Origin of the sequence: Janibacter alkaliphilus (genome assembly GCF_013408565.1) — a bacterium.
GTDB lineage: Bacteria > Actinomycetota > Actinomycetes > Actinomycetales > Dermatophilaceae > Janibacter > Janibacter alkaliphilus.
On record NZ_JACBZX010000001.1, the window covers coordinates 692,446 to 719,076 of the forward strand.

At 73.8% G+C, this 26,631-nt stretch carries 24 protein-coding genes and 1 pseudogene; 6 read left to right on the top strand and 19 right to left on the bottom strand.

Annotated elements, in window-relative coordinates; all coding sequences use genetic code 11:
- Positions 1-23 precede the first annotated feature (23 nt).
- The gene (locus tag BJY28_RS03360) at positions 24-812 is read left to right on the top strand and encodes an exodeoxyribonuclease III (protein ID WP_179461752.1); all 789 of its coding nucleotides are present in this window, start codon (positions 24-26) and stop codon (positions 810-812) included.
- Positions 809-1,711: an alpha/beta fold hydrolase gene (locus BJY28_RS03365; protein WP_179461753.1), complete on the top strand. Its 903-nt coding sequence runs from the start codon at positions 809-811 to the stop codon at positions 1,709-1,711. Before BJY28_RS03360 ends, BJY28_RS03365 begins: the two co-directional genes overlap by 4 nt.
- 43 nt (positions 1,712-1,754) lie before the next feature.
- On the opposite strand, the gene BJY28_RS03370 is transcribed toward BJY28_RS03365, so the two are convergent.
- Positions 1,755-2,762, bottom strand: coding sequence for an FAD-dependent monooxygenase (locus BJY28_RS03370; RefSeq protein ID WP_179461754.1), 1,008 nt, complete (start codon positions 2,760-2,762; stop codon positions 1,755-1,757).
- A gap of 89 nt (positions 2,763-2,851) precedes the next feature.
- The gene (gene clpB, locus BJY28_RS03375; RefSeq protein WP_179461755.1) at positions 2,852-5,431 is read right to left on the bottom strand and encodes an ATP-dependent chaperone ClpB; all 2,580 of its coding nucleotides are present in this window, start codon (positions 5,429-5,431) and stop codon (positions 2,852-2,854) included.
- Between the two features lie 190 nt (positions 5,432-5,621).
- Here clpB and BJY28_RS03380 point away from each other — a divergent pair, with 190 nt between their 5' ends.
- The 4 genes from BJY28_RS03380 (at position 5,622) to BJY28_RS03395 (ending at position 10,831) form a co-directional block, all read left to right on the top strand.
- On the top strand, positions 5,622-7,133 hold the full coding sequence (locus BJY28_RS03380; RefSeq protein WP_179461756.1) for a M20/M25/M40 family metallo-hydrolase: 1,512 nt from the start codon (positions 5,622-5,624) through the stop codon (positions 7,131-7,133).
- Between the two features lie 174 nt (positions 7,134-7,307).
- Complete coding sequence (locus tag BJY28_RS03385) at positions 7,308-8,483, top strand: acyl-CoA dehydrogenase family protein (RefSeq protein WP_179461757.1); 1,176 nt, start codon at positions 7,308-7,310, stop codon at positions 8,481-8,483.
- 3 nt (positions 8,484-8,486) lie between these two features.
- The gene (locus tag BJY28_RS03390) at positions 8,487-9,575 is read left to right on the top strand and encodes an acyl-CoA dehydrogenase family protein (protein WP_179461758.1); all 1,089 of its coding nucleotides are present in this window, start codon (positions 8,487-8,489) and stop codon (positions 9,573-9,575) included.
- 113 nt (positions 9,576-9,688) lie between these two features.
- A complete protein-coding gene (locus BJY28_RS03395) occupies positions 9,689-10,831 on the top strand; it encodes an acetyl-CoA C-acyltransferase (RefSeq protein WP_179461759.1) in 1,143 nt (380 codons plus the stop codon).
- A gap of 151 nt (positions 10,832-10,982) precedes the next feature.
- On the opposite strand, the gene BJY28_RS03400 is transcribed toward BJY28_RS03395, so the two are convergent.
- From BJY28_RS03400 to BJY28_RS03475, 17 genes and pseudogenes are all read right to left on the bottom strand, one after another.
- Entirely contained in the window at positions 10,983-11,408 is a 426-nt protein-coding gene (locus tag BJY28_RS03400) for an AMP-binding enzyme (RefSeq protein ID WP_179461760.1), read from the bottom strand.
- Positions 11,409-11,574: 166 nt separating this feature from the next.
- Complete coding sequence (locus BJY28_RS03405; protein WP_179461761.1) at positions 11,575-12,777, bottom strand: CaiB/BaiF CoA transferase family protein; 1,203 nt, start codon at positions 12,775-12,777, stop codon at positions 11,575-11,577.
- Entirely contained in the window at positions 12,774-13,556 is a 783-nt protein-coding gene (locus BJY28_RS03410) for a crotonase/enoyl-CoA hydratase family protein (RefSeq protein ID WP_179461762.1), read from the bottom strand. The genes BJY28_RS03405 and BJY28_RS03410 overlap by 4 nt, the downstream gene beginning before the upstream one ends.
- Before the next feature lie 26 nt (positions 13,557-13,582).
- Positions 13,583-14,293: an acyl-CoA dehydrogenase family protein gene (locus BJY28_RS03415; protein WP_343036937.1), complete on the bottom strand. Its 711-nt coding sequence runs from the start codon at positions 14,291-14,293 to the stop codon at positions 13,583-13,585.
- 155 nt (positions 14,294-14,448) lie between these two features.
- Positions 14,449-14,742: pseudogene (locus BJY28_RS16020) on the bottom strand (acyl-CoA dehydrogenase family protein); the annotation flags it as partial.
- 11 nt (positions 14,743-14,753) lie between these two features.
- Positions 14,754-15,749, bottom strand: coding sequence for an NAD(P)H-dependent flavin oxidoreductase (locus BJY28_RS03420; RefSeq protein WP_179461763.1), 996 nt, complete (start codon positions 15,747-15,749; stop codon positions 14,754-14,756).
- Positions 15,750-15,803: 54 nt separating this feature from the next.
- Entirely contained in the window at positions 15,804-16,610 is an 807-nt protein-coding gene (locus BJY28_RS03425; protein ID WP_179461764.1) for an enoyl-CoA hydratase/isomerase family protein, read from the bottom strand.
- A gap of 160 nt (positions 16,611-16,770) precedes the next feature.
- Entirely contained in the window at positions 16,771-17,703 is a 933-nt protein-coding gene (locus BJY28_RS03430) for an FAS1-like dehydratase domain-containing protein (protein WP_179461765.1), read from the bottom strand.
- Positions 17,700-18,503 carry an aldolase/citrate lyase family protein gene (locus BJY28_RS03435; protein ID WP_179461766.1) on the bottom strand — a complete coding sequence of 268 codons (804 nt, stop codon included), beginning with the start codon at positions 18,501-18,503 and terminating at the stop codon, positions 17,700-17,702. Before BJY28_RS03435 ends, BJY28_RS03430 begins: the two co-directional genes overlap by 4 nt.
- Positions 18,500-19,672: an acyl-CoA dehydrogenase family protein gene (locus BJY28_RS03440; protein ID WP_179461767.1), complete on the bottom strand. Its 1,173-nt coding sequence runs from the start codon at positions 19,670-19,672 to the stop codon at positions 18,500-18,502. The genes BJY28_RS03435 and BJY28_RS03440 overlap by 4 nt, the downstream gene beginning before the upstream one ends.
- Before the next feature lie 59 nt (positions 19,673-19,731).
- Positions 19,732-20,205, bottom strand: coding sequence for a MaoC family dehydratase (locus BJY28_RS03445; protein ID WP_179461768.1), 474 nt, complete (start codon positions 20,203-20,205; stop codon positions 19,732-19,734).
- Positions 20,202-21,425 carry an acetyl-CoA C-acetyltransferase gene (locus tag BJY28_RS03450; RefSeq protein WP_179461769.1) on the bottom strand — a complete coding sequence of 408 codons (1,224 nt, stop codon included), beginning with the start codon at positions 21,423-21,425 and terminating at the stop codon, positions 20,202-20,204. The genes BJY28_RS03445 and BJY28_RS03450 overlap by 4 nt, the downstream gene beginning before the upstream one ends.
- A gap of 48 nt (positions 21,426-21,473) precedes the next feature.
- Entirely contained in the window at positions 21,474-22,268 is a 795-nt protein-coding gene (gene fabG / locus BJY28_RS03455) for a 3-oxoacyl-ACP reductase FabG (RefSeq protein ID WP_179461770.1), read from the bottom strand.
- Positions 22,265-22,822 carry a CoA transferase gene (locus BJY28_RS03460; RefSeq protein WP_218875145.1) on the bottom strand — a complete coding sequence of 186 codons (558 nt, stop codon included), beginning with the start codon at positions 22,820-22,822 and terminating at the stop codon, positions 22,265-22,267. Before BJY28_RS03460 ends, fabG begins: the two co-directional genes overlap by 4 nt.
- Complete coding sequence (locus BJY28_RS03465) at positions 22,819-23,967, bottom strand: acyl-CoA dehydrogenase family protein (RefSeq protein ID WP_179461771.1); 1,149 nt, start codon at positions 23,965-23,967, stop codon at positions 22,819-22,821. Before BJY28_RS03465 ends, BJY28_RS03460 begins: the two co-directional genes overlap by 4 nt.
- Positions 23,968-24,031: 64 nt before the next feature.
- Positions 24,032-25,240 (bottom strand): CaiB/BaiF CoA transferase family protein, encoded by a 1,209-nt coding sequence (locus BJY28_RS03470; RefSeq protein WP_179461772.1) that lies wholly within the window; start codon positions 25,238-25,240, stop codon positions 24,032-24,034.
- 393 nt (positions 25,241-25,633) lie between these two features.
- On the bottom strand, positions 25,634-26,506 hold the full coding sequence (locus tag BJY28_RS03475; protein ID WP_179461773.1) for an acyl-CoA thioesterase domain-containing protein: 873 nt from the start codon (positions 26,504-26,506) through the stop codon (positions 25,634-25,636).
- Positions 26,507-26,631: the final 125 nt, after the last annotated feature.

Below are 26,631 nucleotides of genomic sequence, written 5' to 3' on the forward strand. Positions count from 1 at the left end.
TGCCGCTGCGTAGGGTGACCGGCGTGCGTATCGCCACCTGGAACGTCAACTCCATCCGCTCCCGCATCGACCGGCTCGAGGCGTGGCTGCAGCGCAGCGACGTCGACGTGCTGGCGATCCAGGAGACGAAGGCGCGGGAGGACCAGTTCCCCCACGACCGGGTCCGCGCCCTCGGCTACGAGGTCGCCCACCACGGGCTGAACCAGTGGAACGGGGTGGCCGTGCTCTCCCGCGTCGGGATCGAGGACGTCACCGTCGGCTTCGAGGGCGACCCCGGCTGGGGCGACCCGGTCGCGCCGGAGGCCCGGGCCATCGGCGCCACCTGCGGCGGGGTGCGGATGTGGAGCCTCTACGTGCCCAACGGGCGCGGGCTCGACGACCCGCACATGGACTACAAGCTGGCCTGGCTGGACGCGCTGCGCGCCCAGGCCGCCGGCTGGGCGGCCGACGGGGCGCAGGTCGCGCTCTGCGGCGACTGGAACATCGCGCCGCAGGACGAGGACGTGTGGTCGATGGAGTACTACCAGGACAAGAGCCACGTCAGCCCGGGCGAGCGGGCCGCCTTCCAGGCGGTGCTCGACGCCGGCTACACCGACCTGGTGCGACCGCACGCCCCGGGACCGGAGGTCTACACCTACTGGGACTACCAGCAGCTCGCCTTCCCCAAGCGGCGCGGGATGCGGATCGACTTCGTCCTCGGCTCGGCCGCGCTGGCGCAGCGGGCCACAGGCGCGGCGATCGACCGCGAGGAGCGCAAGGGCAAGGGCGCCAGCGACCACGCGCCGGTCGTCGTCGAGCTGGCGGCGTCGTGAACCGGCCCGCGCAGGTGATGGCCCAGGGCACCGCGGTGCGGCTGCTCAGCGCCGCGCTGCCCGACGGCTCCGAGGTGGCCGTCCGGGAGCACCCGGGCGAGCCCGGCGGCCCCACCCTGGTGCTGGCGCACGGCTGGTGCCTCGCCCAGGAGAGCTGGGACCCGGTGGTCACCGAGCTGCGCCGTCGCCGCCCCGGGCTGCGGGTGCTGACCTACGACCAGCCCGGCCACGGCGCGTCCTCGCCGATCCACGGCGACCGGATCGAGGTGCGCGACCTGGGCCGGGCGCTGGGCGCGGTGCTCGCCGAGCACGCGCCCGAGGGGGAGCTGGTGCTCGGCGGGCACTCCATGGGCGGGATGACCGTCATGGCGCTGGCCGGTCTGCAGCCGGACCTGGTGCGTGAGCGGGTGCGCGGGCTGCTGCTGGCGGCGACCATGGCCCGGCCCGACCCGCGGCGGCGAGGCATCCCCGGGGAGCGCCTCGTCATGGGCCTCATGGCCCGGTTCCCGGACTCCTGGCCGGGGCTGCCGACGACGCCCGCGATGACCGCCCGCAACCTCTTCGGCGCGGACCCCGACCCGGAGGCGGTCGAGGCGACCAGCGCGCTCACCGCGGCGACCGGCGGCCGGACCACCGGGCTCTGCTACGGCGCGATCATGCGGCACGACGAGGTCGACGCCCTCGGCGGGCTGTCCGGCGTGCCCACCTTCGTCGTCACCGGGAGCCGGGACCGGCTCACCCCGGTCCGGCGCGGCCGGCACGTGGCGGCGCACGCCCCGGGCAGCACCTTCTGGTCGGTGCCGGGCGCGGGGCACATGCTCGCCTGGGAGGCCACCGACCTGCTCGTCGACCGGCTGGAACGGCTGCTCGACGCGACGCCCGCGGCGGCGCGTCCCTGACCGATCCGCGGGTCCGCAGCGCGTCCTGGGAGGGAGGCGGGGCTCAGGTGCGCCGCGGGAGCCGCGCCGTCGCGAGGTGCATCATCGCGCCGGAGGTGACCCGCAGCGCCTGGCCCACGACGATTCGGCGTCGCTGGTATGCGGCCGGTCCGCACTCCGGACCGTGCCGGTGCAGCGCGTCCGCCAGGGCCAGCGCGTCGAGCACCGCCTCCGCGGCGCCGCGGCCGAGGTTGGGCGTCATCGCGTGCGCGGCGTCCCCGAGCAGCACCGTCCGCCCGGCGACGAGCGAGCGCATCGGGGGCGCGACGTGGATCCGTTGGGCGAGCACGGCCTCCGGCTCGGCGTCGGCCAGCAGCGCGCTGACCCGAGGGTCCCAGCCGGCGTAGCCCGCGCGGGCCTCGGCGAGCGCGGCCGCCGGGTCGAGGTCGCGACCGGGCAGCGCCGAGCGCCAGGCGAGGAACCAGTAGGTGCCGCCGGGCACGGGCGAGATGCCGGCCAGCCGGCCGCGGCCCCACCACTCCCCCGAGACCTCGGGGGCGGTCGCGGTGGTGCCGCGGACCGCCACCCACGGGGTGGGGCGCTCGACGGCCCGTGGCCAGGCGGACCGGCGGACGGCGCTGCGCACCCCGTCGGCGCCGACGAGCAGGTCGGCCCCGAGCCGGTCGGCCAGGGCCTGCGGGTCGGCAACCTCCTCGGTGCGCCGCGCCACCTGCTCCGGGACCGCCCGCTCCAGGGCCTCCAGCAGGGCCGGGCGGGCGACCAGCCGCAGCCCGCTGCGCCCGGCCGGCAGGTGGACCAGGGCCCGCCCGTCGGGGCGCCGCAGGGCTCCGTCGGTCGGGGCGACGCTGTCCCGGCGCAGGCCCTCACCGACGCCGAGACGGTCCAGCGCCCGCAGCGCACCCGGCCACAGCGCCAGGCCGGCGCCGGCCCCGGCGCGCTCGGGACGCCCCTCGACGAGGGTCACCCGCCAGCGCTCGGGGTCCAGCGCGGCGGCCAGGCTCAGCCCGGCGATCCCGCCGCCGACGACGAGGACGTGCGGCCGCTGGGTCATCGCACCAACCTAGCCACCGCCCTGGACAGCGGACGACCCCTCACGGGAGGTCCCGTGAGGGGTCGTGGGCATGCCGCGGGGGCCGTCGGTCAGCGCAGCGCCAGGCCGCTCCCGTCGTCGGCGACGTCCACGGTGACGGTGGAGCCGTCGCGCACGTCGCCGGCGAGCAGGGCGGTGGCCAGCCGGTCGCCGATCTCCTTCTGCACCAGGCGGCGCAGCGGGCGGGCGCCGTAGGCCGGGTCGTACCCCTTCTCCGCCAGCCAGGTCCGGGCCGGCCCGGTGACCTCGAGGCTGATCCGGCGGTCGGCCAGCCGGGTGGCCAGCTCGCGCACCTGCAGCTCGACGATGTCGCCGAGCTCGTCCTGGGTCAGCGGCTCGAAGACGACGATCTCGTCGAGCCGGTTGAGGAACTCGGGCTTGAAGGCCTGGCGCACCGTGGCCATCACCGAGTCCACCCGCTGCTCCTGGTCGAGCGAGGGGTCGACGAGGTACTGGCTGCCGAGGTTGCTGGTCATCACGAGGATGACGTTGCGGAAGTCGACGGTGCGGCCCTGACCGTCGGTCAGCCGACCGTCGTCGAGCACCTGCAGCAGGATGTCGAAGGTCTCCGGGTGGGCCTTCTCCACCTCGTCGAGCAGGACCACCGAGTAGGGGCGGCGGCGCACCGCCTCGGTGAGCTGACCGCCCTCCTCGTAGCCGACGTAGCCGGGCGGGGACCCGATGAGCCGGGCCACCGCGTGCCGCTCGGCGTACTCCGACATGTCGATCCGGACCATCGCCCGCTCGTCGTCGAAGAGGAAGTCGGCCAGCGACTTCGCCAGCTCGGTCTTGCCGACCCCGGTGGGGCCGAGGAAGAGGAAGCTGCCGGTGGGCCGGTCCGGGTCGGCGATGCCGGCCCGGCTGCGACGCACCGCGTCGCTGACCGCGCGCACCGCGGCGGCCTGCCCGATGAGCCGGGAGCCGATGATCGACTCCATGCTGAGCAGCTTCTCGGTCTCGCCCTGCAGCAGCCGGCCGGCCGGGATGCCGGTCCACGCCGAGATGACCTCGGCGATGTCGTCGGCACCGACCCGCTCCTTGACCATCGGCGAGCCCTCGTCGGTCGCCGCGCTGGCGGCGTCCTCGGCGGCCTCGGCCTCGGCGACCTGCTGCTGCAGCTGCGGGATCTGGCCGTAGAGCAGCCGCGAGGCGGCCTCGTAGTCGCCCTCGCGCTGCAGCCGGTCGGCCTGGGTGCGCAGGTCGTCGAGCCGGGCCTTGAGGTCACCGACCGCGTTCAGCCCGGCCTTCTCCGACTCCCACCGGGCGGTGAGCTCGGCGAGCAGCTCGCGCTTCTCGGCGAGGTCGTCCTCGAGCCGGGCCAGCCGGTCGCGGCTGGCGTCGTCGGACTCCCGCTCGAGGTGCAGCTTCTCCATCTCCAGCCGGGCCACGGCGCGCTGCAGCTCGTCCACCTCGACCGGGCTGGAGTCGATCTCCATGCGCAGCCGGCTGGCCGCCTCGTCGACGAGGTCGATCGCCTTGTCCGGCAGCTGACGGCCGGTGATGTACCGGTCCGAGAGCGAGGCCGCGGCCACCAGCGCGGTGTCCTCGATGGCCACCTTGTGGTGCGCCTCGTAGCGCTCCTTGAGGCCGCGCAGGATGGCGATGGTGTCCTCGACGCTGGGCTCGCCGACGAAGACCTGCTGGAAGCGGCGCTCCAGGGCGGGGTCCTTCTCGATGTGCTCGCGGAACTCGTCCAGCGTGGTGGCGCCGACCAGCCGCAGCTCGCCGCGGGCGAGCATCGGCTTGAGCATGTTGCCGGCGTCCATGGCGCCCTCGCCGGAGGCCCCGGCGCCGACGACCGTGTGCAGCTCGTCGATGAAGGTGACGATCTGACCGTCGCTGGCCTTGATCTCCTCCAGGACCGCCTTGAGGCGCTCCTCGAACTCGCCGCGGTACTTCGCGCCGGCGACCATCGCCCCGAGGTCGAGGCTGACCAGCTGCTTGTCCCGCAGCGACTCCGGCACGTCGCCGTCGACGATGCGCTGGGCCAGGCCCTCGACGACCGCGGTCTTGCCGACGCCGGGCTCACCGATGAGCACCGGGTTGTTCTTGGTGCGCCGGGAGAGCACCTGGACCACCCGGCGGATCTCGGAGTCCCGGCCGATCACCGGGTCGAGCTTGCCGTCCCGAGCCATCTGGGTGAGGTCGGTGCCGTACTCGGCCAGCGACTCACCCCCTTCGACCGGGGTCTGCGAGGTGACCGTCCGGCCGCCGCGCAGCTCGTCGATCTTCGCCTCCATGTCGGCGGCGCCACGCTTCTCCACCGCGGCCAGGTGGCCGGTCTCGGCGAGCGCGAGCATGAGGATGTCGAAGGCGAGGAAGGTGTCCCCCTTCGCCTTCATCAGGGTGTCGCCCTGCTGCAGCACGGCCAGGGCGGACCGGCCGAAGGTGGGCGGCTGGGCGGCGCCGCTGGTGGTGGGCAGCGCGGCGATCGCCGCGTCGGCCTGGCCGAGCACGTGCTGGGCGCCGGTGCCCGCGGCCTGCAGCAGGGTTTCGGCCTGCGGGGTGTCGACCCGGATCAGGCTGCTGACCAGGTGGTCCGGGGTGATCTCGGGGTGGCCCTCGGTCTGCGCGGCCCGCTGGGCCAGCGCGAGGGCCTCGGCGACCTTGGTGGTCGGCGTGAGCTCCATGGGCATTCGTCTCCTGAGGTGCGTGGGTCCAATCTCTCACCAGAGACAACCTTGTCACAGTTGAGTCTATTCCGCTCAACTCTGTGCGACGAACGGTCACCCCGCAAGCCCCACCGTGGGGTGCCGGGCTCCTATGGTCGTCCGCACGTGACCTGGGACACCCCCGGGCCCGACCCCTGAAGGAACCACCATGCGCACCCCACGCCGAGCCGCCACGACCGCGGCCGTCGCCACCGCCGCACTGGCGCTCACCACCGCCGCCGCCTCCCCCGCCGCGGCCGGCAACATCAACAACCCGAAGAAGATGACCCGGGCGATCACCACCGAGAACGTGATGGATCACCTCGAGACCTTCCAGGACATCGCCGACGAGCACGGGGACCGGGGCGCTGGCACCCCCGGCTACGAGGCCTCCGCGCGCTACGTCGAGCAGACGCTCCAGGAGGCCGGCTACGAGACCGAGCGGCAGTACTTCGACTTCTTCTACGAGGAGATCAGCGCCGAGTCGCTGAGCGAGGTCAGCCCGGACGCCCGGGACCTCGAGCACGCGCCGATGTCCTACTCCCCCGGCACCGGCACGACGCCGGTGACCGGCACCCTGGCCGGCCCGCAGACCGTCACCGGCTGCGAGATCGGGGACTACGCGGGCGCCGACCTCACCGGGCAGATCGCCCTGGTCAGCCGCGGCGTGTGCAGCTTCGCCCAGAAGTCCCAGGTGGCCAACGAGGCCGGCGCCGAGGCCGCGATCATCTACAACAACGTCGACGGGGCGCTCAACGGCACCCTCGGCGAGGTGCTCGACGACGTGGTGCCGACCACCGGCGTCTCGCAGGCGCTCGGCCAGGAGCTGGCGGCGAAGGCGGCCGACGGGCCGGTCGAGGTCAGCTTCCTGCTCGACAAGACCCAGGAGGTGCGCGAGACCTTCAACGTCATCGCCGAGACCGAGGCCGGTCGCGACGACAACGTCGTCATGGTCGGCGCCCACCTCGACGGCGTGCACGACGGCCCGGGGATCAACGACAACGCCTCGGGCTCGGCCGGCATCCTCGAGACCGCCGTCCAGCTGGGCAAGGCGAAGAAGCTCAACAACAAGGTGCGCTTCGCCTGGTGGGGCGCCGAGGAGCTCGGCCTGGTCGGCTCCGACCACTACGTCGAGGACCTCGTCGCCAACGAGCCGGAGGCGCTGGCAGACATCGCCACGTACCTCAACTTCGACATGATCGGCTCGCCCAACCACATCATCGGGGTCTACGACGCCGACGAGTCGACCTACGAGGCCCCGGTCGAGGTGCCCGAGGGCTCGGCGGCCACCGAGGAGGTCTTCACCGACTACTTCGACGGCATCGACCAGCCGTGGGTGGACACCGAGTTCTCCGGCCGGTCCGACTACTCCGCCTTCATCGCCAACGGCGTCCCGGCCTCCGGCCTCTTCACCGGCGCCGACGGCGTGAAGACCGAGGAGCAGGCCGCGCTCTTCGGCGGCGAGGCCGGGGTGACCTACGACCCGAACTACCACACCCCGCAGGACGACATCAGCAACATCGACGTCGAGGCGCTGGGCACGATGAGCGACGCCATCGGCTGGGCGACGATGTCGCTGGCGCTGGACACCAGCGAGATCAACGGCAAGCGCAGCGCCGGCAAGTCCGGCAAGCCGCACCCGAAGGGGCCGCGACCGGTCGGCGAGCAGGACGCCGCCTGAGCTCACCCGCAGCCTGACCGGACGCCCCCGTCGCCACCCGGCGGCGGGGGCGTCCGCCTGGGCACGCCCGGCGCCCACCTCGTCGCGACCGACCCGCCCCGGGCCGGCGGACCGGTCGGCGACAGGTCCCGGACACCCCTGGCCCTGAGCCGGATTTGGAGATAGGTTCAGGTCATGCAACGACGCCTGTCCGAGGAGGACGCTGCCTTCCGGCAGCGCATGCGCGACTACTTCCGCACCGAGTACCCGGCCGACCTGCGGGACAAGGCCGCCTCGTCCGCCCACCTGGATCCCGACGACGTGCGCCGCTCGCAGGCCGCGCTCGCCGAGGCCGGGATGGCCGTGCCCGGCTGGCCCGTGGAGTGGGGCGGCCAGGACTGGACCACCCTGCAGAAGCACATCTGGAGCAGCGAGATGCAGGCCGCCGGGGTCCAGCCCCCGCTGCCCTTCAACGCCTCCATGGTCGGCCCGGTGATCGCCGCCTTCGGCTCCGAGGAGCTCAAGCAGCGCTTCCTGCCGAGGACCGCGACCGCCGAGATCTGGTGGTGCCAGGGCTTCTCCGAGCCCAACGCCGGCTCCGACCTGGCCTCGCTGCGGACCACCGCCGTCCGCGACGGCGACGAGTACGTGCTCAACGGGCAGAAGACGTGGACCACCCTCGGCCAGCACGCCGACTGGATGTTCGTCCTGGCCCGCACCGACCCGGACGCCCCGAAGAAGCAGATGGGCATCTCCTTCCTCCTGCTGGACATGCGCAGCGAGGGCGTGACCACCCGACCGATCCGCACCCTGGACGGCGGCGTCGAGGTCAACGAGGTCTTCTTCGACGACGTGCGCGTCCCTGCCGACCAGCTCGTCGGCGAGGAGAACAAGGGCTGGGACTACGCCAAGTTCCTCCTCGGCAACGAGCGGGTCGGGGTCGCCGCCACCGGCACCATCCGCCGCTGGCTGGCCGACCTCAAGGAGCACGCCGGCCAGGTCCGCGACGGCGAGGGCACCCTGCTCGACGACCCGGCGACGGCCGCCCGCTTCGCCGAGCTGGAGGCCGATCTCATGGCCCTCGAGCTCACCGCGATCCGGGTCTCCGGCGGCTCCACCGACGGCCGGCCCGACCCGGCCTCCTCGATCCTCAAGCTGCGCGGCTCCGAGCTGCAGCAGGAGGTCCAGGAGCTGGCCATCGACGTGGCCGGCCCGATGGCGCTGGTCTGGGACGACCTGGAGTCGGTCCCGGACTGGGCGGCCAGCACCGTGCCGACCTTCCTCAACTACCGCAAGGCGACGATCTACGGCGGCTCCAGCGAGGTGCAGCGCGGCATCGTCGCCTCGACCATCCTCGGACTGAAGGGCTGAACCATGGACTTCACCCCCACCGACGAGCAGCGTGCCCTGGCCGACGCCGTGAAGGGCGTGCTCGCCCGCCGCGGCTCCCCGGCCGCCGAGCAGGGCGCCCCGGCCGCGCCGGCCGCCCACGACGCGACCCTCTGGCAGGCGCTGGTCGAGGTCGGCGTGCCCGCCCTCCCCTGGTCCGAGCAGGACGGCGGCGTGGGCGCGGGCTTCACCGACCTGGCCGCCGCCGCCACCGAGATCGGCCGCTCCCGGCTGCAGGTGCCGCTGGCCGAGGTCGTCGTGGCCGGCAGCGTCGTGGCCCGCACCGGTGACGACGCGCTGCGCACCGAGATCCTCGGCGGCCTCAGCGAGGGCGAGGTGCTGCTCGTGCCGGCGCTGGCCGAGCCGATGCGCGCCTTCTCCCCCACCCCGGTCGAGGTCACCGCGACCCGCTCCGGGGACGGCTGGGCGCTGACCGGGACCAAGGCGCCGGTGCGCTACGCCCCGGCCGCCACCCATCTCGTGGTCTCCGCGGCCACCGACACCGGCGCCGGCCTCTTCCTCCTCGACGCGGCCGACATCAGCAGCGAGGAGGTCGTCCTCGACGGCGCCGTCGCCCGCGAGCTGGCCGTCGGCGACGCCGCCGAGGAGGCGCTGCGCCAGGCGCTGGCGCTGGGCGGCGCGGTGCTCAACGCCGAGGCGCTCGGGGCCATGGAGGAGGCGCTGCGGATGACCACCGAGTACCTGCGCACCCGTGAGCAGTTCGGCCGGCCGCTGGCCTCCTTCCAGGCGCTCACCCACCGGGCCGCGGACATGTACGCCCAGCTGGAGCTGGCCCGCAGCGCCACCCTCTACGCGGCGATGGTCGCCGACGAGGACCCGATCGACGTCGACGCGATCGAGCGCAGCCGGGCCGTGGTCGACAAGTCTGCGCGGCTGGTCGGCCAGGAGGCCGTCCAGATGCACGGCGGGATCGGCGTGACCGCGGAGTACCCGGTCGGGCACCTCACCGCGCGGCTGACCGCCATCTCGCGCACCTGGGGCACCCCACGGGCGCGGCTGTCGGACCTGGGCACCAGGGTCGCCGACCACGCCGACGTCGACGTCCTCGCCTGAGGGCGCCGCTCCCGCTCCACCTGCTCCAGCCGCTCCGTCCGCCGGCCGGCCCGGTCGGCGGTCCCTGAGAAGACACGTCCCGAGAAGACACCACCCGTGAAGGAAGGTCCCCCGTGAGGGAAGCCGTCATCGTCAGCGCCGTCCGCAGCCCCGTCGGGAAGCGTGGTGGGGTCTTCGCCGACCTGCACCCGGTCGACCTCGGTGCCCAGGTGCTCACCGGGCTCGTCGAGCGGGTCGGGGTCGACCCGGCGGAGATCGAGGACGTCATCTGGGGGTGCGTGAGCCAGACCGGTGAGCAGACCGGGGACATCGCCCGGACCACGGTGCTGGCCGCGGGCTGGCCGCTCAGCGTCCCCGGGGTCACCGTGGACCGGCAGTGCGGCTCGTCCCAGCAGTCGCTGCACTTCGCCGTCGCCGGCGTCGTCGCCGGGCACTACGACGCCGTGGTCGCCGGCGGGGTCGAGTCGATGACCCGGGTGCCGATGGGCTCCTCCCGCGGCGACGCCGACCCGTACGGCCCGACGGCGATGGAGCGTCTCGGGGTGCGCCCGAACCAGGGCGTCGGCGCCGAGATGATCGCCGAGCAGTGGCAGCTCTCCCGGACCCAGCTCGACGAGCTCTCCCTGGACAGCCACGCGAAGGCCGCCGCCGCCCAGGACTCCGGGGCCTTCGACGAGCAGATCGTGCCGATCACCACCCCGGACGGGACCGTGGTCACCCAGGACGAGGGCATCCGGCGCGGCGGCACCCTGGAGACGATGTCCACCCTCAAGACCGTCTTCCGCGAGGACGGCGTGGTCACCGCCGGCAACTCCTCGCAGATGTCCGACGGCGCGGCCGCGCTGCTCGTGATGACCCGGGAGAAGGCCGAGGCCCTGGGGCTGACCCCGCTGGCCCGGGTGCACACCGCGACCGTCGTCGGCTCCGAGCCGGTGGTCATGCTCACCGGCCCGATCCCAGCCACCCAGAAGGCGCTGGAGCGCTCCGGGCTGTCCATCGACGACATCGGTACCTTCGAGGTGAACGAGGCCTTCGCCCCGGTGCCGCTGGCCTGGCTCACCGAGCTCGGCGCCGACCCAGCCCGGCTCAACCCCGAGGGCGGCGCCATCGCCCTGGGCCACCCGCTCGGCGGTTCCGGCGCGCGGCTGATGACCACGCTCATCCACCGGATGCGTCGCGAGGGGCACCGCTACGGGCTGCAGACGATGTGCGAGGGCGGCGGCCAGGCCAACGCCACCATCCTCGAGGCCCTCTGACCCTCCCCCCTTCGCTCGTCCCGGGACACCCACCGGCACGACCGCGGGCTACCACGCAGTACGTGTCGTGATCACGACACCTACTGCGTGGTAGCTCGCGTGGGGTGCAGGCGCCTGGCGGGGTCGAAGGGCGTGCGGGCCGGGGGCGGGGTCAGAGCTGGTCGCGCAGCACGGTCTTGAGGATCTTGCCGGTGCCCGAGCGCGGGTAGTCCTCGCGCACGACGAGGTCCTTCGGCAGCTTGTAGCGGGCCAGCCGGCCGTCGCAGAAGTCGCGGACCTCCGCCAGCGTCGGCGGGTCGGCCGGGTCCACCGGCACGACGACCGCCACCGGCACCTCGCCCCAGCGCTCGTCGGCGCGCCCGACGACGGCGACCTGAGCCACCTTCGGGTGGTCCGCGACGACGTTCTCCAGCTCGGCGCAGTAGATGTTCTCACCGCCGGAGATGATCATGTCCTTGAGCCGGTCGACGACGTAGAGGAAGCCCTCCTCGTCCTGGCGCACCAGGTCCCCGGAGTGGAACCAGCCGCCCCGGAACGCCTCCGCGGTGGCCGCCTCGTTGCGCCAGAAGCGGGACATCACCCGCCTCCGGTCCGTCCTGCACCGCGACGGCGTCGCCGTAGGCGGCGGCCATGCCCTCGGCGAGGTCGGCGACGGTGGCCTGCGGGTAGTCGAGGCGGTGGGGCACGCCCTCGGGCCAGTAGCCGGTCATCGGGTCTCTCCTGTCATGCGTTCCCCCGGCGGTTCATGCGATCACCCCGGCCGCCCGCACCGCGGCGCGCTCGTCCTCCGAGACGCCGTGGGCGGCGAGCACCTCGTCGGTGTCCCGACCGACCGCGGGCGCGGGTGCCGGAGCGACCGTCGGGGTGCTCGAGAAGCGGGGCACCGGCGCCGGCTGGGTCACCTGGGCGACGTCGACGAAGGCCCCCCGGGCCTGGTTGTGCGGGTGCTGCGGCGCCTCGACGAGGTCGAGCACCGGGCTGACGCAGGCGTCGGTGCCGGCGAAGACCGCCTCCCAGTGGTCCCGGGGACGGGCGGCGAGGGCGGCGCCGATGAGCTCGCGCTGGGCGGGCCAGGTCTGCGGGTCGCGCTGCCGGGCGGCGTCGATCTGCCCGGTGAGGCCGAGCCCGTCGAGGAGCTGGGCGAAGAACTGCGGCTCGATCGCGCCGACCGCGACGTAGCGCCCGTCGGCGCAGCGGTAGGTGTCGTAGAAGGGGGCGCCGGTGTCCAGCAGGTTGGTGCCCCGCTCCAGGCTCCAGGCACCCTGGGCGTGGAAGCCGTAGATCATCGCCATGAGCGCGGCCGAGCCCTCGACCATCGCGGTGTCGACGACCTGGCCGCGGCCGGTGCTGCGGGCGCTGAGCACCGCCGAGACGACCCCGAGGGCGAGCAGCATCCCGCCACCGCCGAAGTCCCCGACGAGGTTGATCGGCGGGGTCGGCGGCTGCCCCTGCCGGCCCGAGGCGCCGAGCGCCCCGGAGAGGGCGATGTAGTTGATGTCGTGCCCGGCGCGGTCGGCCAGCGGCCCGTCCTGGCCGTAGCCGGTCATCCGGCCGACGACCAGCGCCGGGTGGTTGGCGAGCAGCTCGTCGGGGTCGAGGCCGAGGCGCTCCAGCACGCCGGGCCGGTAGCCCTCGAGGAGCACGTCGGTGCCCTCGAGCAGCCGGTGCACGAGGTCGATGCCGCGCGGGTCCTTGAGGTCGACGGCCACCGAGCGCCGGCCGCGGTCGAGCACCGGGTTGGGCGGGGCGCTCTCGCCGACCCGGTGCACCCGGACCACGTCGGCGCCGAGGTCGGCCAGCAGCATCGCGGCGAAGGGGCCCGGGCCGATGCTGCTCAGCTCGAGCACCCGCACCCCGGCCAGCGGACCGGACGCGGTGCCCTGGCTCGCGGCCTGGGTCTCGCCCTCGGGCGCGCCCGCTCCGTCGGCGCGCTCGCCCGTGCTCATCGGCCCTGCCACTGCGCCGGCCGCTTCTCGGCGAAGGCGCGGGCACCCTCCTTCGCGTCCTGCGACGCCAGCACCGGCTCGGCGATCTCGATCTGCCGCTGCCCGCGCTCCTCGTCGCTCCAGCCGGCGCTCTCCACCATGATTTGCTTGCTGGCAGCGACCGCCAGCGGGCCGTTGGCGGCGATCCGCCCGGCCAGCTCGAGGGCACCGGCGAGCGCGCCGCCGTCCTCGGTGAGGTGGTTGACCAGGCCGAGGTCGTGCAGCCGCTGCGCGGGGACCATGTCGCCGGTCAGGGCCAGCTCCATGGCGACGTTGCGCGGGATCCGCTGCGGCAGCCGCTGCAGCCCGCCGGCCGCGGCGACCAGGCCGCGCTTGACCTCCGGGATGCCGAAGCGCGAGCCGTGGGCGGCGACGACGACGTCGCAGGCGATGGCCACCTCGCAGCCCCCGGCCAGGGCGTAGCCCTCGACGGCGGCGATGACCGGCTTGCGCGGCGGGCGCTCGGTGATCCCGGCGAAGCCGCGGCCGGGGATCGAGGGACGCTCGCCCTCGAGGAAGACCTTGAGGTCCATCCCGGCGCAGAATGTGCCGCCGGCGCCGGTGATGATCGCGACGGTGAGGTCGTCGCGGGCGTCCAGCTCGTCGAGGGCCGCGGCCACCCCCTCGGAGACGGCGAGGGTGACCGCGTTCTTGGCCTGGGGGCGGTTGATGGTGATGACCAGGACGCCGGAGCGCTCCTCGGTCAGCACCTCCTGGGTGCGCGGCGCGGTGCTGGTCATGCGGGTCTCCTTGGTCGGCGGGAGCGTCAGCGGGCGAGGTCGAGGGACTTGGCGACGATCGTCTTCATGACCTCGCTGGTGCCGCCGTAGATGCGGCTGATCCGGGCGTCGGCGTAGAGCCGGGCGATCGGGTACTCGGTGATGTAGCCGTAGCCGCCGTGCAGCTGCAGGCATCTGTCGACGACCCGGGCCTGGACCTCGGTGGTGAAGAGCTTGAGCTTGGCGGCGTCCACGGCGTCCAGCTCGCCGCGGTCGTGGGCGGCCAGCGCCTGGTCGAGCATGGCCTGGGCGGCGGCGACCTCGGTGGCGCACTCGGCGAGCACGAACTTGGAGTTCTGGAAGGTGGCCAGCGGGGCGCCGAAGATGCGGCGCTCGTTGGCGTAGCCGGTGGCCAGCTCGACGGCGCGGGCGGCCGCGGCGACCGCGGCCACGGCGATGGTCAGCCGCTCCTGCGGCAGGTTGTGCGCGAGATAGCCGAAGGCGGCGCCCTCTTCGCCGAGCCGGTCCTCGACCGGCACCCGGACCCCGGAGAAGGACAGCTCGACGGTGTCCTGGGCGTGCAGCCCGATCTTCTCCAGGGTGCGACCGACGGTGAAGCCGGGCGAGGTGTTGTCGACGACGAGGATGGACAGCCCGCCGCGGCGGTCGTCGGCGTCCGCGGTCCCGGTGCGGCAGACCACGAGCACCCGGTCGGCGTTGCGCCCGCCGGTGATGAAGGTCTTGCCGCCGTCGAGCACGTAGTGTGGTCGCCCTCGCGACGGGCCGTGGTGGAGATGCCGGCGAGGTCGGAGCCGGTGCCCGGCTCGGTCATGGCGATGGCCAGCACCATCCGGCCGGCGGCGACCTCGGGCAGCCAGCGCGCCTGCTGATCGTCGCTGGCCAGGTGCAGCAGGTAGGGCAGGCAGACTTCGGAGTGCACCCGCATCGAGCCGAGGTTGACGTCGGCGGCCACCGTCTCCTCGATGAAGGCGGCGTTGAAGAGGTAGCTGTCCTCGCCGGCGCCGCCGAACCGCTCCGGGATCTGCATGCCGATGAAGCCGTGCTCGGCGGCCTTGCGGTAGATCTCCTTGCCCGGGGCCCCGGCCCGCTCCCAGTCGCGGTAGTGCGGGGCGATCTCGCGGGCGACGAAGGCCCGGACGGCGCGGCGGAAGGACTCGTGGTCCTCGCCGTAAACGGTGCGGCGCACGACGACCCCGCTCAGCCGGCGGTGACCGGGTCGGCGACGAGACCGGCCAGCCGTGCGGAGATGATGTCGCTGGCCTCGGCGACGACCCGGTCGACGAGCTCGCGGACCGTGGGCACGTCGTGGATGAGGCCCTGCACCTGGCCGACGCTCCAGATGCCGGCGTCCAGGTCGCCTTCCTCGTAGACGGTCCTGCCGCGGGCACCGGCGACGAGGTGGCGCACGTCCTGGAAGCCGGCGCCCTGGCGCAGCTCCTCGACGACCTCGCGGCTGACCGCGTTGCTGGCCACCCGGGAGGTGTTGCGCAGCTGCCGGAAGATCAGCTCGGTGTCCAGCTCGGTGCCCTCGACGATGGCCTGCTTGACGGTGTCGTGGATCGGCGCCTCGACGGTGGCCATGAAGCGGCTGCCCATGTTGATGCCGTCGGCGCCGAGGGCGAGCGCGGCGACCAGGCCGCGGCCGTCGCCGAAGCCGCCGGAGGCGATGATCGGGATGCTCAGCTCCTCGGCGGCGCGCGGGATGAGCACCAGTCCCGGGACGTCGTCCTCGCCGGGGTGGCCGGCGCACTCGAAGCCGTCGATGCTCACCGCGTCGACGCCCAACGACTGGGCCTTGAGGGCGTGCCGCACGCTGGTGCACTTGTGGATGATCTTCACGCCCCGCGGGCGCAGCGCCTCGACGTGCTCGGTGGGCAGGTTGCCGGCGGTCTCGACGATCCGGATGCCGGACTCGACGATGGCCTGCCGGTACTCGTCGTAGGGCACCGGGGTGATCGTCGGCAAGATGGTGAGGTTGACCCCGAACGGGCGGTCGGTCATCTCCTTGGTGCGGGCGATCTCGGCGGTGAGCGCCTCCGGGGTGGGCTGGGTCAGGGCGGTCAGGCAGCCCAGCGCACCGGCCTCGGCGACGGCGGCGACGAGCTCGGCGCGGCCGACCCACTGCATGCCGCCCTGGACGATCGGGTGCTCGATGCCGAAGGTCTCGGTGAATCGGGTGCGCAGCGCGCTCATGTCTCTCTCCTGGTGGTGCGGGTCGGATGCCTGGGTGGTGCGACGGGGTCCTGCTCAGAGCTGCCAGCGGCCCTCGAAGACCGGGTCGGTCTTGTCGAGGAAGGCCTGCTTGGCCGCCGGGGCGTCGGTGCCGAAGTTGATGACCTGGGAGCGGGCCTCGTTGGCCAGCGCCTCGGCGAGGGTCTGGGTGCCGGCCTCGTGCAGCATCTGCTTGTTCAGGCCCATGGCCACCGGCGGCCCGTCGGCCAGCCGCCGGGCGAGATCGGTGACGACGGCGTCGATCTCGTCCTCCGGGCTGACCCAGGTGACCATGCCGATCCGCTCGGCCTCGGCGGCGTCGATGATCTCGCCGAGCAGGGCCAGCCGCTTGGCCTGCTGCATGCCGACCACCCGCGGCAGCAACCAGCTGCCGCCGAAGTCGAGGGAGAGCCCACGGCGGACGAAGATCTCGGAGAAGCGGGACCGGGGGGTGGCCACGACGAGGTCGGCACCGATGGCCAGGTTGCAGCCGGCGCCGACGGCGACGCCGTCCACCTTCGCCACGACCGGCTTGGGCATCTCGTAGAGGTCGAGGGCGATGTCGGTGAAGCGGCCCATCCGGTCCAGCGGGTGCCTGCCGTCGGCCGCTCCGCCGAGGTCGGCCCCGGCGCAGAACTCGCCGCCGGCGCCGGTGAGCACCACCGCCCGCACGTCCGGGTCGGCGCGCACCTGGGCCACCCGCTCCCCCAGCAGCGACCACGAGGCGACGGTCATGGCGTTCTTGCGGGTCGGGCGGTTCAGGGTGATCGTGGCCACCCCGTCGACCGTCTCGAGCAGCACCTCGTCCCGGCCGTCGGCCTGGGCGTGCACGGTGTCCGTCATCGTCGACGTCCTCGTCTCTCTCGTGGTCCGGCCTCGGTGCCGGGTCCGGCGGTGGAGCGATGCTGCCATCCAAGGCGAGCGGCTCCCGGGGGGTCAAAGACCCGGCCGCGATCCGGCCGATAGGCCGGGCCTATACCTCCTGGCCGGCGCGGGTGCCCGCTCATCCCGCGCTCCCGGCGGGCGTCGTCGGTGCCGGGGACGTGGCGAGCGGGGCGATCCGGCCGCTGGCGGTCACCCGGCCGGCGGCGTCCCGGACCTGGGCGCCGTGGGCCAGGCCGTCCTCGCCGGGCTCGGCGACGAGCCGCTGGGTGCCGACGGCGGGCCGGCGCAGCCGGTAGTCCAGCTCGTGCCCGACCAGGCCCGGACCGCTGCGGCGCAGCAGCTCCCCGAGCAGCAGCACCTGCAGCGGGCCGTGCACGACGAGCCCGGGATAGCCCTCGTGGGCGGCCCAGCCGGTGTCGTAGTGGATCCGGTGGGCGTTGTAGGTCAGCGCGCTGAACCGGAAGAGCAGGGTCTCGTCGACCTCCAGCGCGAGGGTCGGCCCCTGCGTCGTGCCGGGCTGCGCGGGCGCCTCGGGCGGGGGCGGCGCGGGCGGGGGCGGCGCGGGCGGGGGCGGCGCGGCACCGTCGGCGCCCGTCGCGCCGTCGCGGTAGACGATGTCCGCCTCCTCGACGAGGGCCACCTCGTGGTTCTGGAGGTAGGTGTGCTCGACGGTGACGAAGGTGAGCCGGCCGCTGCGGCCGTCCTTCTCGGCGGTGCGCAGCACCCGAGAGCGCCGGGTGGCTGGCTCCCCGGTGCGCAGCAGGGTGTGGGTGCGCACCCGGCCACCGGCGAACATCCGTCGGCGACCCGGTCCGGGCGGGGTGACGACGCCACCGTGCAGCGGGTGCCCGTCCGGCCCGATGGCGGCCTGGACGGGCCGGTCCAGCAGGTGGGTGCAGTGCCACAGCGGGGGCAGCCGGCCGGGCGGAAGCCCGCCGGTGTCGAGGTCGAGCAGGCCGGCCAGTGCGTTCACCGGTCCGGGGGCCAGGACCTCGGTCAGCTCGTGGACGTCGTCCCGGGGGTCGCCGCCGGGGGGCTGCGGCGCGGTCATCCGGCCCGCTCCCGGACCGCCCGGGCCCGGGCGACCACCGGCGCGTCGATCATCTGCCCGTCGACGACGGCCACCCCCTCGTCGGCGACCGCCAGGACACGGTCGGCCCAGGCCAGCTCCTCGTCCGTCGGGGTGAAGGCGGCGGCGACCGGGGCGACCTGGTCGGGGTGGATGCACAGCTTGCCGCCGAAGCCGCCGGCGCGGGCGGCGGCCGCCTCGGCGGTGACCCGGGCGAGGTCGCGCACGTCCGGGGTGACCCCGTCCACCGGCGCCGCGCTGCCGGCCGCGCGGGCCGACAGCACGATCTCGTGGCGGGCGTGCTGCAGCAGCGGGTCGTCCGGGTCGGCACCGAGGTCGGCGGCCAGGTCGAGGTGCCCGACCCCCAGCCGGGCCACGGCGGGCACGGCGGCCAGCTCGCCGGCCGCTCGCACCCCGCGGGCGGTCTCCACCAGCGCGAGCAGGGCCACCCCGGGGAGGGCGGCAGCCACCTCGGCGAGGTCCCGCGGGCGCTCGGCCATCGGCACGAGCACCCCGGCCAGGCCGCTGAGCCCGGAGAGAGCGGCCAGGTCGTCGGCGTGCTCGGCGGTGCCGGGCGCGTTCACCCGCACCGCGGCCCGCCCGCCCTGGCCCAGCCAGTCGACGACGGCCTCCCGGGCGGCGTGCTTGGCGCCGGGGGCGACCGCGTCCTCCAGGTCGCAGACGACGAGGTCGGCGCCGGCGGCGGCCGCCTTCGCGAAGCGCTCCGGGCGCGAGCCGGGCACGAAGAGCAGGGTGCTCGCCGCGGTCAGCCCGAGGGTCACGGGGCGACGCTCCCCCGCTTGACGAGCTGGGCGGCGATGACGTTGCGCTGGATCTCGTTGGTGCCCTCGCCGACGATCATCAGCGGCGCGTCCCGGAAGTAGCGCTCCACGTCGAACTCGGTCGAGTACCCGTAGCCGCCGTGGATGCGCACCGCGTCGAGGGCGATCTCCATGCCGGCCTCCGAGGCGAAGAGCTTGGCCATGCCGGCCTCCATGTCCGAGCGCTCGCCGCGGTCGTAGGTGCGGGCCGCGTGCAGGGTGAGCTGGCGCGCCGCGGAGAGCTTGGTGGCCATGTTCGCCAGGTAGTTGCCGATGCTCTGGTGCTTCCAGATCGGCTGGCCGAAGGACTCACGCTCCTGGGCGTAGCGCAGCGCGTCCTCCAGGGCGGCGCGGCCGACCCCGAGGGCCCGGGCGGCCACCTGCAGCCGGCCCACCTCGAGCCCGCGCATCATCTGCGCGAAGCCGGCGCCCTCGTCGCCGCCGAGCACCTGCGCGACCGGTACCCGCAGGTCCTCGAAGACGAGCTCGCAGGACTCCACGCCCTTGTAGCCGAGCTTGGGCAGGTCCCGGGAGACGGTGAGTCCGGCACCGACCTGCTCCTTGTCGACGAGCACGATCGAGATGCCCCGGTGCGCCGGCTGCGCCTGCGGGTCGGTCTTGCACAGCAGCGCGATGAGCGAGGAGCGGCGGGCGTTGGAGATCCACGTCTTGCCGCCGCTGATCACCAGCTCCTCGCCGTCGCGCCGGGCGACGGTGCGCATCGCCTGCAGGTCGGAGCCGCCGCCGGGCTCGGTGAGCGCCATCGTGGCGCGCACCTCGCCGGTGGCCATCCGCGGCAGGTAGCGCTCCTGCTGCTCCGGGGTGCCGAAGTCCTGCAGCAGCTTGGCGACCACGGTGTGCCCGCCCATCGCCCCGGCCAGGCTCATCCAGCCGCGGGCCAGCTCCTCGGTGACCAGCACGTAGCACTCGGTGCTGACCCGGCCGGGGCCCCACGGCTCGTCGATCGCGAGCCCATAGATCCCGATCTCCTTCATCGTCTCGATGAAGGCCTCCGGGTAGGTGTTGGCGTGCTCGAGCTCCTGGACGTCAGGCTTGACCTGGCGGTCGACGAAGTCCCGGACGACCTTGACGAGCTCGCGCTCCTCGGCGCTGAGCTGCTCGGTGCTCATCTGGCCCCTTCCTCAGGGTCGGTTCCGGCGACGCCGGTGTCGGCTGGTGTCAGCGGGTGTCAGCCGGTGACGAGGGTGATCTGGGTGGCCACGCAGGCCGGCCGCTCCTGGCCCTCGATCTCGACGACGTAGGCGGTGGTGACCTGGACCCCCTTCGGGGTCTCCTTGACGTCCTCGATCGTGGCCCGGCCGCGCACCCGCGAGCCGACCCGCACCGGCATCGGGAAGCGCACCTGGCCCAGCCCGTAGTTCAGCCGGGCGCCGCCGAAGTCCATGGTGAAGATCTGCACGGCGAAGGAGGGGATCAGCGAGAGCGTGAGGAAGCCGTGCGCGATCGTCCCGCCGAAGGGCGAGGCCGCGGCCCGCTCCGGGTCGACGTGGATCCACTGGTGATCGCCGGTGGCGTCGGCGAAGGTGTCCACCTGCTCCTGGGTCACCTCCACCCACGGTGAGACGCCGACCTCCTGGCCGACGAGCGCGGTCAGCTCCTCGAGCGAGCCGATCTGACGGGGGGTGCTGGGTTCGTTGCTCATGACTCCACCTTCTCGAAGATCGCGGCGAGGCCCTGGCCTCCGCCGATGCACATCGTGGCCAGCCCGTACCGGCCGTCCCGCCGGTGCAGCTCACGGGCGAGCGCACCGACCATCCTGCCGCCGGTCGCGCCGACGGGGTGCCCGAGCGAGATGCCCGAGCCGTGCACGTTGGTGCGCTCGTGGTCGGCCTCGGTGAAGCCCCACTCGCGCATGACGGCCAGCGCCTGCGCGGCGAAGGCCTCGTTGAGCTCGATGACGTCCATGTCCGCCAGGCTCAGCCCGGCGGCGGTGAGCGCCTTGGCGGTGGCCGGGACCGGGCCGATGCCCATGGTCTTGGGGGCCACCCCGGCGACCGCCCAGGAGACCAGCCGCAGCATCGGGCGCAGCCCCTGCGCCTGCGCGGTCTCGCGGTCGGCGACGACGGCCATCGCGGCGGCGTCGTTCTGCCCGGAGGCGTTGCCGGCGGTGACCGTGGCCTCCGGGTCGGCCTTGGCCATGATCGGGCGCAGCCCGGCGAGCGAGTCCAGCGAGACGTCGGGGCGGATGTGCTCGTCGCGCTCCAGCACCAGGGGGTCGCCCTTGCGCTGCGGCACGCTCACCGGGACGATCTCGTCGGCCAGCAGGCCGGCTTCCTGGGCGGCGGCGGCGCGCTGGTGCGACTGCACCGCCAGCTCGTCCTGCTCCTGACGGGAGATGCCGTAGTCGCGGCGCAGGTTCTCCGCGGTCTCGATCATGCCGCCGGGCACCGGGTGGTGGACGCCGCCGGCGGTCTCCCGACCGCGGCCCATCATGTCGTGCACGGTCACCCCGCGGGGGGCGCCCCAGCGCATGTCGAGGGAGTAGAAGGCGGCGTTGCTCATCGACTCGGCGCCGCCGGCGACGACGCACCGGTTGGCCCCGGTGACGACCTGCATGACGCCCTGGAGGATCGCCTGCAGGCCGGAGCCGCAGCGGCGGTCCAGCTGCATGCCGGTGGTGGTGATCGGCAGCCCGGCGTCGAGGGCGACGACCCGGCCGATCGCCGGGGCCTCCCCGCTGGCGTAGCAGTGGCCGAGGATGACGTCCTCGACGACGTCCGGGTCGAGCCCGGTGCGCTCGATCATCCCGGTCAGCAGCTGGGTGCCGATCTGGTGGGCCAGCAGCGGGCGCAGCGAGCCGCCGAAGCCGCCGACCGCGGTGCGGTAGGGCGAGCAGACGTAGACGTCGGTGAGGTCACGCATCGGTGCTTCTCCTCGGGTCGGGGGTGGGTGCGGACGTGCTCGGGCGGCTCACATGAACCGCCCGCCGGTGACCTCGAGGACGGTCCCGGTCATGTAGGAGGACAGGTCGCTGGCGAGGAAGAGGGCGACCCCGGCGACCTCGTCCGGCTCGCCGGCGCGCTGCATCGGGATCTCGGCCATCTTCTGGTCCCAGGCCTTCTGCGGCATCGCCTCGGTCATCGCCGAGCGGATCAGGCCGGGCTGGATGGCGTTGACCCGCACCCCGTGGTGGGCCATCTCCTTGGCGGCGGCCTTGGTCATCCCGACGATCCCCGCCTTCGCCGCGGAGTAGTTGGTCTGGCCGACCATGCCGACCTTGCCGGAGAGGGAGGAGATGTTGACGATGGCGCCGGAGCGCTGCTCGCGCATCACCGCGGCGGCCCGGCGGGTGCCGTTCCAGCAGCCCTTGAGGTGGACCGAGATGACCTGGTCGAAGTCGTCCTCGCTCATCGTGCGCATCGTCGCGTCCCGGGTGATGCCGGCGTTGTTGACCATGACGTCGAGGTGGCCGGTGCGCTCCTGCGCGGCGGCGAGCAGGGCCTGGACCTGGGCGTCGTCGACGACGTCGCAGGCCATGCCGAGCATGTCCGGGCCGAGCGAGGCGGCCGCCTCCTGGGCGCGGTCGCCGTCAAGGTCGCCGATGACGACGTCGGCACCGGCCGCGGCGAAGGAGCGGGCCATCGCCAGGCCGAGGCCCTGGGCGCCTCCGGTGATGACGGCGACCCGGCCCTGCAGCAGGCCGGCTCCGGTCGGGGCGGGGCTGGTCTCGGGGGTCGTGGTCTCGGGGGTGGTGGGCGGGGTCATGCGCTCCTCCTGGTGGGGGTGTCCGGGGCGCCGATGGCGCTCGTCTGGTGCAGCCGGGCGGTGGTGTCCGCGCCGAGGGCGGCGGTGACCACCTCGTCGGTGTGCTGGCCGACCCGGGGCGCCGGGCGGGGGTCGGTGCGCTCGCCGTCGACGACCAGCGGGCTGCCGGGGGCACGGTGGCGGCCGATGCCCGGCTGGTCGAGCTCGGCGAAGAGCGGGTGCTCGCCGAGCTCGGCGGCGGCCTGGTCGAAGGAGCGGTAGGGCGCGTTGGCGACGACGACGTCCGCGCCGCCGGCGAGGTCGGCCACCGCCTGGCGGCCGTCGTCGCTGCCGAGATCGATCTCGACGGCCCGCTTGCCCTTGTTCAGCCCGGTCCAGTAGTAGCTGGTGCCGCCGGGAGCCAGCGGCAGCCGGGTACGGTCCGGGGCGCCGCCCGGAGGCTCGACCCGGACGACGTCCGCGCCGAGCTGGGCCAGGGTCAGGCCGCACAGCGGGGTGGCCACGTAGCTGGAGAGCTCCAGCACGCGCACCCCCGCCAGCGGCTGCTCGGTCACGCCCGGGCACCCCGGATCATCTGCGTGGCGATGATCGTCCGCTGGATCTCGCTGGTGCCCTCGTAGAGCCGGAAGAGGCGGGCGTCCCGGTAGAAGCGGGAGACCTTGACCTCCTGCATGTAGCCGAGCCCGCCGTGGATCTGCACCGCCCGGTCGGCCACCCGGTCGACCATCTCGGTGCAGAAGAGCTTGGCCGCGGACGGGCCCATCCGGGTGTCGCTGCCGTCGTCGTAGCGGCGGGCCGCCTCGAGCACCATCGCCCGGCCGGCGTAGGCCTCGGTGCGGCTGTCGGCGAGCATCGCCTGCACCAGCTGGAAGTCGGCGATCGGGGTGCCGCCCTGGGTCTGGCTGGTGGCGTGCGCCAGGGAGTCCTTGACGAGCCGCTCGGCCAGGCCGACGCACAGCGCGCCGATGTGCAGCCGGCCCTTGGCCAGCGAGCGCATCGCGGTGGCGAAGCCCTCCCCCTCGACGCCGCCGATGAGCGCCTCGGGACCGACCCGGACCTCGTCGAGGAAGACCTCGGCGGTGTGCGCCCCCTTCTGCCCCATCTTGGCGTCAGAGGGGCCCACCGTGACCCCGTCGAGGTCGGCCTCGACGGCGAAGACGGAGATCCCCTTGGTGCCCTCGGTGGACTCCCCGGTGCGGGCGAAGACCATGAAGAGGTCGGCCTCGGGAGCGTTGGTGATGTAGCGCTTCTGCCCGGAGATCCGGTATCCGTCGCCGTCCTTGACGGCGCGGGCGCGCATCCCGGAGGGGTCGGAGCCGGCGTCCGGCTCGGTGAGCGCGAAGGAGGCGACGAGCTCGCCGGCGGCCAGGCCGGGCAGGTAGCGCTCCTGCTGCTCGGGGGTGCCGAGGTTGACGAGCACCTGGCCGGCGATGCCGTTGTTCGTGCCGAACATGGACCGGAAGGCGGGGGTGGTGCGTCCGACGGTCATCGCCAGCTGCACCTCCTCGGTCATGGTCAGGCCGAGACCGCCGTGCTCCTCGGGGAGGGCGTAGCCGAAGAGGCCCATCCGGGCGGCCGCGTCGCGGATCCGCTGCGGGATCGCGTCGGTCTCCTCGATCTCGTCCTCGGCGGGGACGACCTCCTTCTCCACGAACGTGCGCACGGCATCCAGGACGGATGCGAACTCCGATGCCTCCATGGGCGGTACCTCTCTTCGTCGAGACGGGTCGGGACGGTTCGGGTGCTGGCGTGGCCGGCGAGGGTCACTGGACGGTGCGGCGCTCCCGCAGCCGGTCGATCTCGCCCTCGTCGAGGCCGAGCCGGGTGAGCAGGTCGGTGGTGTGCTGACCGAGCGCCGGGACGTCGCCCATCGGCAGCTCGACGTCGCGGAAGGTCATCGGCGGCAGCAGCGCGGGCACCGGGCCGACCTCGGTGGCAACGTCGCGCCAGCGGTCGCGCTCGCGCAGCTGCGGGTGCTCGACGACACCGGCCAGGTCGTTCACCTGAGCCGCGGCCACCCCGGCCGCGGCGAGCGCGTCCTCAAGCTCGGTGGTGGTCATCCGACGGGTGCGGCGGGCGACCTCGACGTCCAGCTCGGCGCGGTGCGCGACCCGGGCGACGTTGCTCTCGAAGCGGGGGTCGCCGGCGAGCTCGGCGTCGGCGAAGACGCGGTGGCACAGCAGCGACCAGCCGCGGTCGTTCTGGATGCCGATGAGCACCTCGCCGTCGGTGGTCGGGTAGGCGTCGTAGGGGGCGATCGCTGCATGGCTCAGGCCCATCCGCGGGATCTGCCGGTGCTCGTAGAGCTGGACGTAGAGGGGGTGGCCCATCCACTCGACCGTGGCGTCGAACATCGCCACGTCGACGACCGCGCCCTCGCCGGTGCGCTCGCGGCGGTAGAGCGCGGCCAGCACGGAGGAGAAGGCGTACATGCCGGCGGCGATGTCCGAGGTGGGGATCCCGGTCTTGGCCATGTGCTGCGGGGTGCCGGTGATCGCGACCAGCCCGGCCTCGGCCTGGACGAGCATGTCGTAGGCCTTGCGGTCGCGGTGCGGGCCGCTGGTGCCGTAGCCGCTGAGCCCGACGACGACCAGCCGGGGGTGGCGCCGGTGCAGCTCGTCGGGATCGAGCCCGAGGCGCTCGGCGGCTCCGGGGGCGAGGTTCTGCACGAGCACGTCGGCGTCGGCGACGAGGCGGTGCAGCAGGTCCCGGCCCTCGTCGGCCTTGAGGTCGACGGCCAGCGACTCCTTGCCGCGGTTGAGCCAGACGAAGTGGGAGGCCTGGCCGGCCACCGCGGAGTCGTAGGCGCGGGCGAAGTCCCCTTCGCCCACCCGCTCGATCTTGATGACCTCGGCGCCGAGGTCGGCCAGGTGCCGGGTGGCCAGCGGCGCGGCCACCGCCTGCTCCAGCGCGATCACCCGGACCCCGGCGAGCGGCAGCCCGGGGCTCTCGGCGGCGGGCGGCGTCGTCATGACGTCGATCTTGGGGCAGCGCATTGATGAGCATCAAGCACCTTCTCGATATGAGATTGCTACCCCCCACGCATCAATCCGCAACTGCCCGGGCAAATCACACTTCGGTGCGCAACTGCCCGGGCAAATCACCGATCCTGCGCAACTGCCCGGGCAAATTTCGCCCGTCCCCCGCAACTGCCCGGGCAAATCACCCCACCCGGCGCAACTGCCCGGGCTTCTGCGCACCCACCCCCGCAACTGCCCGGGCAAATCACCCCACCCGGCGCAACTGCCCGGGCTTCTGTGCACCCACCCCCGCAACTGCCCGGGCAAATCACCGATCCTGCGCAACTGCCCGGGCAATTTCGCCCTACCCCGCAGAACAGGACGGGAGGGAGGGGTGGGCTCGGGTCAGGAGGAGAGCTTGACCAGGGCGAGCTGGCTCATCGAGGCCACGTGCCGCCCCGCGACGTGCATCTCGCCGACGCCGAGGGCACGGCCGTGGGCCAGGCTGGGCACCGCGCAGTCCATCTGCACCCAGCCGGTGAGGTCGACCAGCTCGTGGAAGGCCATCGTGTGGGTGAGGCTGAGGATCCGGCTCCCACCGGCGTGCCGGGCGCTGCCGGTCATCCGGAAGGCCGGCTCGATGAGGCTCATGTCCGAGGCGTAGGCCATGACCGCCGCGGTGCGCACCGGGTCCCCGACCACCTCCCCGTCGTCGAGGCGCCACCACAGGCTCTGCTCGCTCGCCCGCTCGGGGACCGGGGTGAGGAAGGTGGGCGGCTCGACGTGACGAAGGTCGACCGGGCGCCGGATCCGCCACCAGGCCGGCAGCCGCTCGTCCCCGCCGTAGCGCTCGGCCAGCGGCACCAGCCCGTCCGGTCCGGGGACCTGCCGCGGGGTCACCGTGCGGTAGGACGGCAGGTCCGCCCGCACCTCGCCGAGCCGGACCGTCGCGGTGAAGCCCACGTCCCCGTGCTCGTCGAGCAGGCTGACCCGCCGGGTGGCCATCCGCCGACCGCCGCCGAGGGCGCGCACCCGCCAGGTGTTGCTGCCGGTGACCGGCACCCCGGAGAGGAAGTCAGCGTTCAGCGCCAGCGGCACCACCCCGGCCGGCAGGTCGTGGCCCGCAGCGGCGACCGCCTGGGCGAGCAGCAGACCGCCGAAGACCCGGTCGGTCGGCTGGCCCTGGTCGGGCGCGGTGAGCAGCAGCTCGCCGCCCTCCTCGCCGTCGGGGCGCAGGGTCAGCATCTGCCACAGCTGCTCCACGGTGATGCGCTCCACGCCAACCCCTTCGTCGTCCGGTGCGTCGACCTTACGGTGCGCCGACGGTAATGATCCGGGCCCCGGTGATGCGGTTGTGTCATCAGTCGTGCCGCAACAGGTATTGGACCTGCCCGCGTCCGCGG